This is a genomic window from Sphingomonas sp. C3-2 (genome assembly GCF_033025475.1).
Lineage (GTDB): Bacteria > Pseudomonadota > Alphaproteobacteria > Sphingomonadales > Sphingomonadaceae > Sphingobium_A.
This window is the reverse complement of sequence record NZ_CP130322.1, coordinates 2,779,182-2,793,001: the sequence shown is the minus strand read 5'-3', so window position 1 is coordinate 2,793,001 and position 13,820 is coordinate 2,779,182. Positions and strand designations below refer to the sequence as shown.

The window sequence follows — 13,820 nt, the reverse complement described above, 5'->3', positions numbered from 1 at the left end:
CGGGGGCCACAGCCCCCACCCTTCCTGCTCAGCCATGCGCGCCGAGCATTTCCACCAGTTCCAGAAGATGCCCTTCGGGATCCGTGGCAAAGGCCACCTTGATGCCATGTTCGGGCATCGCCTTGATCGGCTGCGTCACCGCACCGCCCGCCGCCGTCACGCGCCCAAGCAGCGCCTCGAGGTCCTCGGTGATAAAGCCGAGAATCACTTCCTCCGATGATGGCTTTTCGGTCCCGACATAGGTCAGCAGCACGAACGTCGCCGCACCCTCACCCGTCGGATTGAACATGATCTCGCTGATCTCGCGACCCGTGATCGACGATTGCACGCGCGCCAATTCGGTCAGTTCGAAAACCGTTTTATAAAAGATCGCGCTCTTTTCCAGATCCGCCACAAGCAACTTCGTGAACCCGAATTTATCCGCCATCCAGAACTCCCCTCAATTTTATCAATGGCCAAAATGGTCATGCATTACAGGCTATTGCCGTGCCTTCACAGACCACCATGCGCAAACGTCAGGCGAGATTCGGCAGGATCGCCCCTGCCCGAAAATTTCACCACACCATTCCTCTTGCACATGGCAGAAAGTTTTGTAAGTTGCCGCCCACATACATGCAAACAAAAATCGCGGCCATGATGCCGCGGATGGAGCAGGGAGGAAGCCGAGTGGCGTTTCACATCAGAAATTGCAGTCTTGTCGCGCTATCGACGGCGCTTGCGCTGGTGCCGGTTCAGGCCCACGCACAAGATGGCGCCGCAACCACCGAACAGGCAGGCGAGCGCGTTGAATTCAGCGACATCATCGTGACGGCCAACCGCCGCGAGGAAGCGATTCAGGACGTCGCCGTCTCGATCTCGGCGTTCAGCAACGAACAGTTGCGCGAACAGAATATCAGCACCGCGCAGGATCTTCTCGGCCGCGTCCCCTCGCTCGTCGTTGGCCCCAACGGCACACAGCGCAACGCCGAAAGCATCACCATCCGCGGTCAGGGCCAGACCTATCTCGCGCCCGTCGGCGTGGTCACCTATTTCTCCGAAGTGCCGCTGATCCAGGGCGCGATCATCGCGAACCAGGGCGGTCCGGGCAATTTCTTCGATGTCGGCTCGCTGCAGGTTCTGCGCGGTCCGCAGGGCACGCTGTTCGGGCGCAACACCACGGGCGGCGCGCTGCTGGTCGGCCCGCGCCGTCCCGAACACCGCTTCGAAGGCTATGCCCAGGTGCAGATGGGCAATTACGGCAATCGCGAGGTCGAAGGCGCGCTCAGCATCCCGGTCGTGCAGGACAAGCTCGCCGTCCGCGTCGCCGGCAAATATGTGAAGCGCGACGGCTTCACCAAGGATGCCGGTCCCGGCCCCTTCGGCTATATCGTCACCCCCACCGGCGCCAGCGCAGGCCATGCGGGCAAGGATTATGACGATCTGAACTACTGGACCGGCCGGATCGGCGTGCTCTGGCAACCCGCGGACGGCATCGAGAACTATCTCGTCGCGTACCATACCAAGTCGCACGACAATGGCAGTTCGCTGATGCTCGATCACATCAATCCGAACACGCTGAACGTGGCGACGCTGGCGGCGAACCTCACCTTCGCGCCAACCAATCCCAACATCTTCGATCCCACGACCGCGCAGGCGATTGCCAATTATGCGCGCAGCCTCGGCCCGCGCCGCACCGCGCTTGACGTCGATCAGTTCAGCAAGCTGCGCGTGTGGAGCATCGCCGATACCTTCAGCGCCGATCTCAGCGACACGCTCACCTTCCGCAACGTCATCGCCTATCAGCGGATGAAGCAGCAATATGCGTGGGATCTCGATGGCTCGATCCTCGCGCTCATCTCGCAGCTGCCGGGTGTCGTCCCGCCCTCGCTGCCCGAAGCCGGGCCGGTCGGCGCACATTCGCTCGTCACCAATCTCAGCCAGTTCACCGAAGAACCGCAACTGCACGGCAATTTCCTGAACGGCGATCTCGAAACCGTGGTCGGCGCCTTCTATTCGGATCAGAAGCCCGAAGGGCTTCAGGGCATGGCCTCGTTCAACGTGCTGCAATACAGCCCGATCACCACCTATAACATCAAGACGCGCAGCACCGCGCTCTATGCGCAGGGCACGTTCAACTTCGGCGCGGTCTCCCCCGCACTCGAAGGCGTGCGCTTCACCGGCGGCATCCGCAAGACCTGGGAAAAGGTGACGGGCAGCCGCATCTCGGCGAACTTCCTCGCCTACCCCAATGCCGCCGCGCAGAACAAATATGATCCGATCACCTGGACGCTCGGGCTCGATTACAAGGTGTCGCAGGATCTGTTGCTCTTCAGCAAGGTCGCGCGCGGATACAAGGCGGGTGGCTTCAACTATGCGGCGCCGCGCCCCACCGCCTTCACCTACAAGCCCGAATTCGTCACCAGCTACGAAATCGGCATCAAGTCGGATCTGCGCATCGCCGATGTGCCCGTGCGCTTCAACGCGTCGGCCTATCATCTCGACTATACCGATCTGCAGCGCGCCGCGGCGGACAATTATCCCAATGGCGGGCTCAACGCTTCGGGGCTCGATCAGGGCGCGATCACCTTTAACGCGCGCAAGGCGCGGGTGCAGGGGATCGAGGTGGAAACGATGGTCCAGCCGTCGCGCTATGTTCAGCTGACGGCGAACTATTCGTACACCGACGGCAAGTACAAGGACTTCCACATGGATGTTCAGGCCGACCCGCTGATCCGCACGATCGACAGCTGCGATGGGCCACAGGCGGTGCCGTTCCTGCCAGGCCAGTCGATCAGCATCGACCTCAGCTGCATCCCCTATGCCTATACGCCCAAGCACCAGTTCAACATCGGCGGCCGTTTCGAAATGCCGATGAACGACGACAAGGGCAGCATCGTTTACATCCTGAACTATGCGTGGCTCGGCAAGCGCTACCATTCGGCCAGCACTACGCCCAATGACGATCCCTATGCCTGGACCTCGTCCTACGGGCTGCTCAATCTCGCCGTCGAATGGAACAGCGTGCTGGGGTCGAACTTCGACGCGCGCTTCTTCGTCAACAACCTGACGGACAAGGTGTACAAAACCAGCATCACCTCGGGCTATTCGCAGGCGATGGGCACCACCTCGTCGATGTACGGCGAACCGCGCATGTACGGCGCCTCGCTGCGCTACCGCTTCGGCAACTGACACACCATCGGGGCGGGAGGGCAGATCGCCTTCCCGCTCCTTAACTGCTTGCAGGAACGACATCATGAACATGGAACAGCGCGCGCTGCATCTTTCCAACATCCTGCGCCCGGTCGCGCCGCCACGCGTGCTCGACAATGTCTATACCGAGGATCAGCGCCAGCGGCTGCTCGGCGTGGTGCGCGATCAGGGGCCGTGGCAACTGATCATCGCGCAGCATTTCAATTCGGCCGAGGAACTGATCGCCACCGCCATGGGATCAATGCCCGCAGGCGTCGAACCCTCGCTCGACATGTTCCTCTCCCCCACCTTTCGGGGCTTCTACGCCAATCATTCGACGGCGCTTTATCCCGAGATCGCCGACATCTTCTACAACCAGCAGTTCATCGATCACGCCAAGGCCTATTGGAACGCCCCCTATGCCAAGCCGCAGATGATGCTGTTCAACATCAACGGCCCCTGCGCGAACTATGATCCGGGGCATCTCGATTCCCCCAGCTTTCGCGGCATCCGCTATGAAAACGCGCCCACCTGGCTGTGCAGCGTCATGGGCAAATCGGGTCTGTTCACCGATTATCTGATCAAGATGGCGCAGGTGATCACCTGGTGGTCCAACTGCCCCGAAAGCGGTTTCACCTATTGGCCGGATGGCCCGGCAAACGCGCCCCAGCGCCTGTTGCCACCGATCTACAACCGCGGCGTCGTCGTCCAGAACGAGATGATGGTCCACCGCGGCGAAGCCAATGGCCCGGTGGCCGAACGCTATCCCGAAGGGCTCGCCTTCAACTCCGTCTTCGGCGGCGATCCCTCCGATCCCGGCATGTGGCAGATCACCACCAACGGCCAGGTCATCGCGCGTCACCCCACCGGGGCGCTACGCTTCCTCGTTCACTGGTCGGCCGAGGTGTTCGAGGATTTTGCCGAGCTCAAGCGCAACATGGATCACTCGGACGATCTTACCTATGACCGCGTCTTCGACACGCTGATCAAGGATGTCCGCGCGCGCGGCATCGCGATCGAAACGCCCACCGATCCGCTGCGCGACGCGCAGTTCATCAAGACGCTGAACGCCGCCTATGATTGCGGCCCGCCGCGCCACTATCCGGCGGAAGCGCCGGTATCGTCGCATCGACGTTAAACGGGAAATCCTCTCCCACCCCCTTGATGGCCGGCGGGCATGCCCCGCCGGCCTTTTTTTATCGCGCAAAAAAGAAGCCGCCTCGCGGCGGCTTCCCTTCTCGGCATGTGCGGCGGTGCGCCTTAGACGACCCGCTGCTCGAACGGGCCGAAGCTGTGGCACAGCAACGTATCGACGATCCAGTCCTCGCATTCGGGATCGAACCAACGGTCCACCCGCGCCCAGTGATAGGGGTGGATCATATAGGGGCCGTTCAGCCCGTCTATGTCCGCATATTCCTGTTCCCAGACATGCGTCCAGCCGCGCGCGCCGGCGGCTTCATCCACCCGGCTGAGCCGCCAGTTGCGGATCGACTTGATATAGTGCGGCATCTGGCTCAGCTCATATTCGAGCGTTTCCTGCCGCGCAGGATCGACACCCGGCTTCACCGCAAGGAACAGCGCCCGGTACACACCATTGCCCAGTTCCTCGGTCCGCTCGTCGACCAGCGACGCGGCACAGCCCGCGCGGTCGAAATGGCGGATATTGCCGCCCGCCAGCAGTGCATCGAACGCCGGCTTGGCCGCGTCCCATGCCGCCTTGTCGGCAAAGGCATGGTGCGCCATCACGTCGCCGCCGTTGAACACGCCCGGCAGGGTCGGTGCGGCATGGGCTTGCGCCGTCGTCGGGGCCACAGCGCGCAGCGCCTCGGCAACCGCCGCCTTGTCGGCATCGGCCGCCCCCTCGTTCAGGTGGACGAGATGCGTAACCCTAAACATTGGACAGTCCCTTTACGTCATTGCTTGCCGAGGCGAATTTGCGCGTGCGGCGCGACACCATCTTGTCGGCGCCCTCCCACCAGTCGGCCACCGTCGGGTCATATCGGCCCATGAAGCTCATCTGCCACCAGGCGCCCACATTGGGCAGCGTCCAGGTGATGACCAGCGTGTTCGACTGGTCGTCCAGCCACATTGGCGGGCTCACCAGCACGCGTTCCAGCGTCATGCCGCGCTTTTCGGCGCCCGGCGCATAGTGCGTCATATAGTGATCGAGAAACGCTTCGCCCTGTCCGGGCAGAACGTCGAACTCGTCGATCACAAAGAGCGTCGTCTCGGTCATGCGCCCGGCTCCAGTGCGGGGTTGACGGCAATCGCGATCTTGCCGCGCACATGCCCCTGTTCAACCTTGCGGTGCGCCTCGGGCACCTCGGCCAGCGGCACTTCGGTCAGTTCGGCGACGTGCACCTTGCCCTCGGCATAGAGCTTGGCCAGCCCTTCGAACTGCTGCGGCAGCCGCGCAATCGCCTGCATGTTGGACAGGATCTCGAACCCCTGATCGCGCGCGGCGGCGCGTTCGCCTTCGCTCGCCTCGGAAATCAGCGTCTCGATCTCGACATAGCGGCCACCCTTGCGGACGATCTCACCCGCACGCGGGAGGAGCGAGCCCTGCCCGACCGCGTCGAGAACAAGGTCAACCCCGCCCGGCGCCCAGGCATTCACCGCCGCGACAACGTCTTCCTGGCGGTAATCGATCGCCTTTTCCGCGCCCAGCTTGGCGACATAATCGGCATTGCCCGCGCTGCAGGTCACGGCCACGCGTGCGCCCAGCGCCACGGCGATCTGGATCGCGATCGTGCCGACACCGCCAGCACCGCCATTGATCAGCACGGTCTGCCCGGCCTTCAGCTCGCCCACATCGACCAGCCCGCCATAAGCGGTGATCCCCGCGGTCGGCAGCGCCGCCGCTTCCTTCAGCGATCCGCTCTTGGGCAGCGGCTGGAGCGTCGCTTCATAGGCGGTCGTATATTCCGCATAGGAACCGTTGCGGCCCATGCCCTGCTGCGAGGTGCCGTACACCAGATCGCCCACCGCATAATGCTGCACGCCGGGGCCAACCTCCGCCACGCGTCCGGCAAGGTCGAAACCGAGGACGAAGGGGAAGTGATAGGTGATGTATTTCGAAAGCATGCCCTGCCGCGTCTTCCAGTCGGCCGGGTTCACACTGGCATAGGCAATCTCGATGAGCACTTCGCCCGGGCCCGCCTTCGGCCGCTCGATCTGCTCGATATGGAGCACATCGGGTCCACCGAATTCGTTCTGGACGAGCGCATTCATCCGATCGGTCATCAACTCACTCTCCCGCCGCATTGATACCAGGGTGCGACCATGCCGGCGGCTCGGCACGCGGCAGCGCCGTCTTTCCATCAAGACTACGAACCTCGATGTCCTGCGCGTAGGGGAAGTGCATGCTGAACGCCACCAGCCCGGTCCGCTCGGCGGCGGGCTTGTGGCTCATCGCCAGCACGGTTTCCGCCAGATAGGCGACATCTTCGGTCGGATATTCTTCGGGGATCAGCTCGGCTGCCCCTTCGGTGCGGATCGCGGTCGACGGGCCGACCGCGTTCACCGCGATATTATGGTCCACCAGTTCGGCCGCGAGCCCCTGGGTGAAACGGTGGAGCGCCGCCTTGACCGAGGCATAGACCGTGTCGACCCCCGCCTTCGCATAATCCTGATAGGGACGCAGGATCGGCAGCGCGGTGCACGACCCGATATTGACGATCCAGCCGCCGCCCTGCCCCTTGAAAATCGGGATCGCGGCGGACGACAGCGCAAAGGGCACGCGCAGATAATGGGTGATGTTGCGGTCGAACGCATCCAGCGTCATCTCGGCAACCGGCGCATAGGCGGCGTAACCCGCATTGTTGACGAGGATGTCGAGCCGCCCGCCCGCATCGCGCGCGCGCGCCACCAGAGTTTCGAGGTCGGCCGGGTTTTCCAGATCGGCGGCCAGCGCAATCGCCTTGCCGCCCGCGGCGCGGATCAGTTCCACCGTTTCGTCCAGCGTGCCGGGAACCGCCTCGGCGCCCGATCGCCGCATCGCGACGGGCTGGCTCATCGAGCGTGCGGTCACGATCACCGTTGCGCCGGCGGATGCCAGTCGCTGCGCGATCGCGCGGCCAATCCCACGGCTGCTGCCGGTGACGAGCGCCACCTTGCCCGAAATATCAGGGGCCTGTTCCAATTCGAATTCCTCTCAGTTTTTAATAATATCGTTGGACGCAAGGCGCCGGCGCCCTTGGAGCGTCCGGCGCCGCGTTCGTCAAGCCGCCATCATCTGCGGGCCGGGGGCTTCCGCCGGATATTGGGCCGGGCGGCCCAGATCATAGGTCGCGTTGAGCAGACGGATGAAGCCTACATCATGGAGCGGATCGGTCGGCACTTCGAAGGTCAGCCCCCGCGCGCGCATATCCGCAATGAACATGTCGAACACCTGATCGTGGCTCAGGTCGTCGCTATGGTCGAGCACCATGCGCAGTTCGTCCAGATCGGCAAAGATTTCGGCGCCCCAGTGGAACAGGAAGCGCATTTCCTCAGCGGGGAGCGACTGGATCACCCGATCGCCGGTCAGGATCTGCCAGCCATCGGCCACGCCCGGGTCGGCGCGCATCACCGATTCGAACGCCAGCCCCTTGGGGAAACGCAGATGCTCAGGGCCATTGGCCTCGCCCCGGTGGAACATCATCTCGTTCTGGACGACGACACCGCGATTCCACATCGGCGCGGCCAAGCGCTTGGGCGCGGCCTGCGGACCTTCGGGCCAATAGGTGAAGCCCCCGCCGATTGCTCCCTTGTAGAACCAGCTGATGATCTGCGCCTTTTTGTGCAGCCACCGCTTGAACAGGCCCGATTTCGCCATGGTGTTCATCAGCCAAATGGGCGTGTTCTGGTGCGTGATCCCGCGAAACGAGGTCGCATCCAGATGCGCCGGATCATGGCTGCCCGACGGCCCCTGGAGATTGAACAAAAGCTGTTCCGGACGCGCATATTGCGCGCCCCAATATTGGCGCACCTGCTCCAGAAACGCGCTGTTGAAAAAACAGTCGTCCAGCTCGGGGTAAAGGCAGGTGCCGCCCTTGGCGAGGTAACCACGGAAATTGGGCGTCAGGAACGAATCGAACGACAATTCGGTCCCCTCGGGCAGCCCGCCCGACATCGTCGCCACCACTTCCTCGGCCGAGGCGAAATGCTGCGCGATGATCATCTTCCACGGGCCCTCGCGGCGCAGCACACCAACCAGCCGGTCGAACTGATCGCCCTTGTAAACCTCATCAAGGATGCGCGGGTCGGCAACGGGCCGCATCGCTGCGGCAAGATCATTTTTCATGACTATCCACTCCTAAATGGTCGCACACTTACTTACATGGAAACCGCCGCACCTCAAGGGATTTCGGCCATTTCCCACTTGTAAGTATTTGCCCACATACTTATTCACGACAACGACAGACGGTGCCCATGCATCGCAGATGAGAGGAGAGAAAATGCCCCTGGACCCCCAGCTCGAACAGTTTTTCGCGCATGCGCCCGCCTTTGCCGGCGTCCGCAACGTCACCCTTGCCGAACTGCGCGATTATGTCCGCACCTCCTCCACCGCCTTTCCCCCGCTCGCCGTTCCGCTCGCCTCGGTTGCCGATCGCACCATCGCCGGGCCCGGCGGCGCCTTGCCGGTACGCATCTATACGCCCGAGGGCCCCGGCCCCTTTCCGATCATCGTCTATTTCCACGGCGGCGGCTGGGTCGTCGGCGATCTCGACACGCAGGACATGATTGCGCGCGGGCTTGCCCATGGTGCGCAGGCCGTCACCGTCTCGGTCGATTACCGGCTGGCGCCCGAACACCCCTTCCCCGCTGCGGTTGACGATTGCTGGGCCGCCACGCTCTGGGTCGCCGCAAACGCCGCAGAGCTCAACGCCGATCCCGCGCGCATCGCGGTGGCCGGCGACAGCGCGGGCGGCAGCCTTGCCGCCGGCATTGCGCTGCGCGCGCGCGACGAAAACGGCCCCGCCATCGCCGCACAATTGCTCATCTACGGCGCGTGTAACTATCCGTCGGAAGACACCCCGTCCTCGATCGAATTCGCCGATGCGGCACTGCTGTCGCGCGACGATTCGTTCTTCTTCTGGCACCATTATCTGCGCGTGCCCGAAACCGACCAGCACCACCCCTGGGCATCGCCCTACCGCGCCGAAAGCCATGTCGGCCTGCCCCCCGCCTTCATCGTGACGGCGGAGATGGACCCGACACGCGATGCATCCGAACGCTACGGCGCACGCTTGCAGGAAGCAGGGGTTTCAGCAGACATTCGCCGCTACCCCGGCATGGTCCACGGATTCGTGTCGTGGCTCGGCGTGATCGACTGTGCCGACCGCGCCATGGCCGAGGCCACCTTCTGGCTGAAGCAGCAACTGGCATAATGAGAACGACGAACAACGGAGCAGGATTGAACAGATGAGCATCGATCGGGAAAAATTCGAAGGCGGCGTGGCCGTGATCACCGGCGCGGGCGCAGGGATCGGCCTCGGGCTGGCCCGCCGCGCGGCCGAACTCGGCATGAAGGTGGCGCTGGCCGAGGTGAACGAACAGCGGCTCGACGCGGTCGACCGCGAACTGCGCGCGGCGGGGGCCGAGACGCTGCCCGTGCTCACCGATGTCTCGCGCCCCGCCGCGCTCGATGCGCTGGCCGACACGGTCTATGACCATTGGGGCGAGGTGCGGCTGCTCATCAACAATGCCGGTATCGAAACCATCGGCTATACCTGGGAAATCCCCACCGAGGGGTGGGAACGCACGCTCAACATCAACATCCACGGCATCGTGCACGGCGTGCGCGCCTTCATGCCGCGCATGCTCGCTTCCGGCAAGGAAGCCTGGGTGGCCAACCTCGCCTCGATCGGCGCCTTCGGCCAGATGCCGCTGCAAACCGCGTATATCATGACCAAGCACGCGGTGCAGTCGTTCACCGAATGCCTCGCGCTTGAAGTGTCACTCACCGGCAAGCCCATCCATGTCGCCTCGATCCTGCCCGGCATGGTCCGCACCAGCATCTTCGAGGCCGGCGCGGGCGCGGACAGCCAGAACGATGCCGCCGCCGCGCATCGCCGCACGATGCGCGACTATATGGCGCATGACGGCATGGATCTGGCGGAGGCCTCGCGCGTGATGCTCGAACAGGTGGCGGCGGGCGAGTTCTTCGTCTCCACCCAGCCCGAGATGACCGATGACATGATCGCCGGCCGCATCGCCTTCCTGCAAAGCCGCCGCGCGCCGCAGTTGAGCGAACAGACCCGCGCGCTCATCGACGCCGCCTGATCGCCATTGGTCGCGGTGGCAGGCACGCCACCGCGACCATTTGGTTTGATCACATACTTCCATCATCGGCTGGTTTTGATAGACCATGGCCATGACGGCCCCCGCGCATGACGACACCCATGTCAAAACTCCGTACGGACGCCTCTTCGTTCGCCGCTGGCAGGGCGCAAGGACCGATCAGGCCGCGCCCATCATCCTGTTTCACGACAGCCTCGGCTCGGTCGAGCAATGGCGCGATTTTCCGGCGCAACTGGTCAAGGCGACGGGCCGCTCGGTCCTCGCCTATGACCGTCTCGGATTTGGCAGGTCCGATCCCAACCCCGATATCCTGAAGCCCGATTTTGTCGGCGCCGAAGCGCTGCGCGCGCTTGCCCATATCCGCGACAAGTTCGCGATCGACCGCATGATCCTGCTCGGCCACAGCGTGGGCGGCGGCATGGCGGTCGCCAGCGGCGCGGCCTTCCCCGCCGCCACCGAGGCGGTGATCACGCTCGCCGCCCAGGCATTTGTCGAGGACAGGACGATCGCGGGGATCGAAGCCGCCAAGGCCGCCTTCCAGCACGAAGGCCAGTTCGATCGCCTCGCCCGCTATCACGGCGACAAGGCCCGCTGGGTGCTCGACGCATGGACCGAGACCTGGCTTTCCCCCGCCTTTGCCAACTGGACGCTCGACGAAAGCCTGCGCCGCCTCGCCTGCCCGCTGCTCGCCCTCCACGGCGACCACGACGAATATGGCTCACGCGCCCATCCCGACCGCATCGCCGCGCTCGCCACCGGCCCGGCGCGCGCCGTGCTGCTCGAAAACTGCCACCACATGCCCCACCGCGAAAAGCCGGACGACGTGCTGCGGCTGATCGCAGAATTCATAAAAACGACAAAACTGAACCACCCTAGAAAATGACATGAAATCATCTTACGATAGCAACCATCTTAAAAGAGAACTGACAAAATTACACAAGGACGATCTTTAACTATACTATTGACAACAGTATTTTTAGCGATAGCAATTTATAATTTTCCGATCATTTTTGGACAAACAACTTCAAGTCGGTCCATGTTGATTTCGGCTATAATTATTTTGCCGCTCTTCGCCATTGTTGACATTGCAGTCAGCGCCTACAAGAAGCGCTCAAAATGAAAGAGAGCGGACGGGTTGGGAATAAATCAACGGCTGAATAGGCAAGAGTAAGTGCCACCGCCCGCCTCCTACAGCGCCATCACAGCCCCAATGAGCGCCCCGGCGGCGACGATCGCCTCCAGGCGTTCGAACAATATGAGCGAAAAGGCGAAGGCGGGCAGGAACATCCCCGCCGCGACCGCGCCGAGCGGCCCACCCACGACATAGCCGACAAATGTCGCGAAGATGACGAGCGGCGCGGGCAGCAGCCCGGCGAGCGCGATCCCTCCGCGAAAGGTGGCATCGACAATACAGCCAGTGCGGCAGGCCCGGCCCTATTTCAGCGAGATCTCGACGAGTGTCAGCGTGGGGTCGCCCGGATAGGGGCGCGTCGTGAAGCCCATTTCGCGTTCCAGCTCGATCGCAGCGCGGTTGTCATGGCTTTCGATCGACTGGAGCTTGCCGATCCCGCGCTCGCGCGCGCATTTGGCGGTATAGTCGAGCAGCGACCAGCCAATCCCCTTGCCCTTGTAATCGCGGTGGATCGAGATCGCGACCTCGGCGGTGGACAGCTCGGCATCGGCGGCGATCATCGCGGTCGCCACCAGCTTGCCGCTATCGCTTTCAAAGGCAAGGAAATTCTCGCTCGTCACATGATCAACGCTCAGCATCGCCGCAATCTGCGCATCGCCCACATGGGGGACCGCAGAGAGGAAGCGAAAACGCAGATCGTCGCTGGTGATATGTTCGAGCAGCGCGCGCAGATCCGCCTCGTCGGTCGGGCGCACCGGCCGCACGCGAATGGCGATCCCCGACCGCGTCGAAAGCGTAACCTCGGGTCGGCCGGCATGGGCGTGCGGGGCGGGATCGTGCGGCGTTGTCGACATGTCGGAAAACCTCTGCTTGTCATAAGACCCGGTGTCGCAGCGATGCGGTGTCCCACGCCGATTAACAATGCGTAGTTCTACCGATCCGCTCTGCGACTAACCCCGCACCAGCCGCTCCAGTTCCCGCCGGGTCAGAGTGCATTGTTCTAATTAACACCATTAACTTGCCAGCGATCGCCCAGATGTGCTGAAAGGGGCGAACACAGCCAATGGTTAAAACACGTCGCAAAATGCGACGAACCGAGCCGAAAATAATGAATTTTTAAACTTAACGGCCGAACTTGCCATTTGATCAACCAGGAACGGTCGTATGCGTCAGGACGCCAAAAGCCTACTCGAGCGGCTCAGCCGCCGTGATTTCAAATACCACGAATTTGCCGATCCGTTCGCGGATATGGAATTGTGGCCGATGTTCGAGGCGCTGTTGACCGACGAACGCGTCACCGGCGAACGCGCGCCCACGCTGCGCGCGGCCGAAGTGCAGGTCCGCTCGCGCGCCAACCGGGCCGAGCGCGCGCCCGAACGCCCCGCCGCCACCGGCGCCGGGCTGTTCAGCAAATATGCCGAAAAGCCGCAACAGCCCGATCGTTCGGGCGGCACCAACATGCGCAAATATCTCGATCGCCTGTCCGGAAAGAACTGATGCCCCTCATCCTCATGCATTCGCCCAAGGGCGGGGTCGGCACGACCTTCCTCACCGCGCACCTCGCGATGCGCCTGGCCGAGCGCGGGCATCAGGTTACCGCGATCGATTTCACCCATCAGGATTCGCTCAAGCTCCATTTCAACATGCTGCCGAGCCAGCAACTCACGGGCATGCATTTCGGCGCGGACGACACCATGGTCGTCCACGGCGTCGAGGTGATGAACGGTTTTGCAATCGCGCAGGAGGGCGAATTTCTCGACATGCTCGCCCGCCCGGACAAGCTGGTGTTCGATCCTCTGCGCATCACCCTCGTCGATGTGCCCTCGGGCGCGCTCCAGCTCAAATCGCTGCTGCTCGCGCGCTGCGATCTGCATATCTGTTCGCTGCTGCCCTTCCCCGCCTCGCTCGCCACGCTCACCCAGGTCGAACCCGGCGTGCCCACGGCCCAGCTTGAAAAGACCGGTTTCGTCCTCAACCAGCTCGACGATACGCGCCGCCTCTCACGCCACAGCCACAGCTTCATCCGCCAGCTGATGGGTGATGCGCTGCTCGGCACGGTCCACCGCGACGAGGCGGTGAACGAAGCGCTCGCCATGTTCGAACCGATCGCCAAGTTCGCGCCGTCCAGCATCGTCCGCGTCGATCTCGACCGGCTGACCGACACCGTCGAAACGCGGCTGGGCATCGGTCGGGCGTCGGCACCTGCCGATATCAACGCGGTCACCCCGGCCTGATC

Annotated in this window: 15 protein-coding genes; 7 read left to right on the top strand and 8 right to left on the bottom strand. The window is 63.1% G+C overall.

From position 1 onward, the window contains the following. Window positions 1-28: 28 nt before the first annotated feature. The gene (locus tag QYC26_RS13470) at window positions 29-427 is read right to left on the bottom strand and encodes a VOC family protein (RefSeq protein WP_317512736.1); all 399 of its coding nucleotides are present in this window, start codon (window positions 425-427) and stop codon (window positions 29-31) included. Between the two features lie 239 nt (window positions 428-666). Between QYC26_RS13470 and QYC26_RS13465 the strand changes: the two genes are divergently transcribed. Together QYC26_RS13465 and QYC26_RS13460 are read left to right on the top strand one after the other, a co-directional pair. Continuing rightward, window positions 667-3,168: a TonB-dependent receptor gene (locus QYC26_RS13465; RefSeq protein ID WP_317512735.1), complete on the top strand. Its 2,502-nt coding sequence runs from the start codon at window positions 667-669 to the stop codon at window positions 3,166-3,168. 64 nt (window positions 3,169-3,232) lie between these two features. Continuing rightward, entirely contained in the window at window positions 3,233-4,306 is a 1,074-nt protein-coding gene (locus QYC26_RS13460) for a hypothetical protein (RefSeq protein ID WP_317512734.1), read from the top strand. Window positions 4,307-4,428: 122 nt separating this feature from the next. Here QYC26_RS13460 and QYC26_RS13455 read toward each other — a convergent pair whose 3' ends face one another. The 5 genes from QYC26_RS13455 to QYC26_RS13435 form a co-directional block, all read right to left on the bottom strand. Beyond that, window positions 4,429-5,064, bottom strand: a complete 636-nt coding sequence (locus QYC26_RS13455) for a Dabb family protein (protein WP_317512733.1) — start codon at window positions 5,062-5,064, stop codon at window positions 4,429-4,431. After that, a complete protein-coding gene (locus tag QYC26_RS13450) occupies window positions 5,057-5,404 on the bottom strand; it encodes a hypothetical protein (protein ID WP_317512732.1) in 348 nt (115 codons plus the stop codon). The genes QYC26_RS13455 and QYC26_RS13450 overlap by 8 nt, the downstream gene beginning before the upstream one ends. Next, window positions 5,401-6,411: an NADP-dependent oxidoreductase gene (locus tag QYC26_RS13445; protein WP_317512731.1), complete on the bottom strand. Its 1,011-nt coding sequence runs from the start codon at window positions 6,409-6,411 to the stop codon at window positions 5,401-5,403. Before QYC26_RS13445 ends, QYC26_RS13450 begins: the two co-directional genes overlap by 4 nt. Before the next feature lie 4 nt (window positions 6,412-6,415). Next, window positions 6,416-7,309, bottom strand: coding sequence for an SDR family NAD(P)-dependent oxidoreductase (locus tag QYC26_RS13440; protein WP_317512730.1), 894 nt, complete (start codon window positions 7,307-7,309; stop codon window positions 6,416-6,418). A gap of 78 nt (window positions 7,310-7,387) precedes the next feature. After that, window positions 7,388-8,452: a hypothetical protein gene (locus tag QYC26_RS13435; RefSeq protein ID WP_317512729.1), complete on the bottom strand. Its 1,065-nt coding sequence runs from the start codon at window positions 8,450-8,452 to the stop codon at window positions 7,388-7,390. A gap of 154 nt (window positions 8,453-8,606) precedes the next feature. Here QYC26_RS13435 and QYC26_RS13430 point away from each other — a divergent pair, with 154 nt between their 5' ends. The 3 genes from QYC26_RS13430 to QYC26_RS13420 all read left to right on the top strand — a co-directional run bounded on the left by QYC26_RS13430 (window position 8,607) and on the right by QYC26_RS13420 (window position 11,335). Next, window positions 8,607-9,539 (top strand): alpha/beta hydrolase, encoded by a 933-nt coding sequence (locus QYC26_RS13430; RefSeq protein WP_317512728.1) that lies wholly within the window; start codon window positions 8,607-8,609, stop codon window positions 9,537-9,539. Window positions 9,540-9,573: 34 nt separating this feature from the next. Then, window positions 9,574-10,434: an SDR family NAD(P)-dependent oxidoreductase gene (locus QYC26_RS13425; protein ID WP_317512727.1), complete on the top strand. Its 861-nt coding sequence runs from the start codon at window positions 9,574-9,576 to the stop codon at window positions 10,432-10,434. Between the two features lie 85 nt (window positions 10,435-10,519). Next, a complete protein-coding gene (locus QYC26_RS13420; RefSeq protein ID WP_317512726.1) occupies window positions 10,520-11,335 on the top strand; it encodes an alpha/beta hydrolase in 816 nt (271 codons plus the stop codon). A gap of 305 nt (window positions 11,336-11,640) precedes the next feature. Here the strand turns inward: QYC26_RS13420 and QYC26_RS13415 are convergent, their stop codons facing one another. Together QYC26_RS13415 and QYC26_RS13410 are read right to left on the bottom strand one after the other, a co-directional pair. Further along, the gene (locus QYC26_RS13415) at window positions 11,641-11,862 is read right to left on the bottom strand and encodes a chromate transporter (RefSeq protein ID WP_317515073.1); all 222 of its coding nucleotides are present in this window, start codon (window positions 11,860-11,862) and stop codon (window positions 11,641-11,643) included. 24 nt (window positions 11,863-11,886) lie between these two features. Next, window positions 11,887-12,438 (bottom strand): GNAT family N-acetyltransferase, encoded by a 552-nt coding sequence (locus QYC26_RS13410; protein WP_317512725.1) that lies wholly within the window; start codon window positions 12,436-12,438, stop codon window positions 11,887-11,889. Between the two features lie 310 nt (window positions 12,439-12,748). On the opposite strand from QYC26_RS13410, the gene QYC26_RS13405 reads away from it, so the two are divergent. After that, complete coding sequence (locus QYC26_RS13405; protein ID WP_317512724.1) at window positions 12,749-13,081, top strand: hypothetical protein; 333 nt, start codon at window positions 12,749-12,751, stop codon at window positions 13,079-13,081. Then, window positions 13,081-13,818 carry a cellulose synthase operon protein YhjQ/BcsQ gene (locus QYC26_RS13400; RefSeq protein ID WP_317512723.1) on the top strand — a complete coding sequence of 246 codons (738 nt, stop codon included), beginning with the start codon at window positions 13,081-13,083 and terminating at the stop codon, window positions 13,816-13,818. The genes QYC26_RS13405 and QYC26_RS13400 overlap by 1 nt, the downstream gene beginning before the upstream one ends. The last annotated feature ends 2 nt before the right edge of the window (window positions 13,819-13,820 follow it).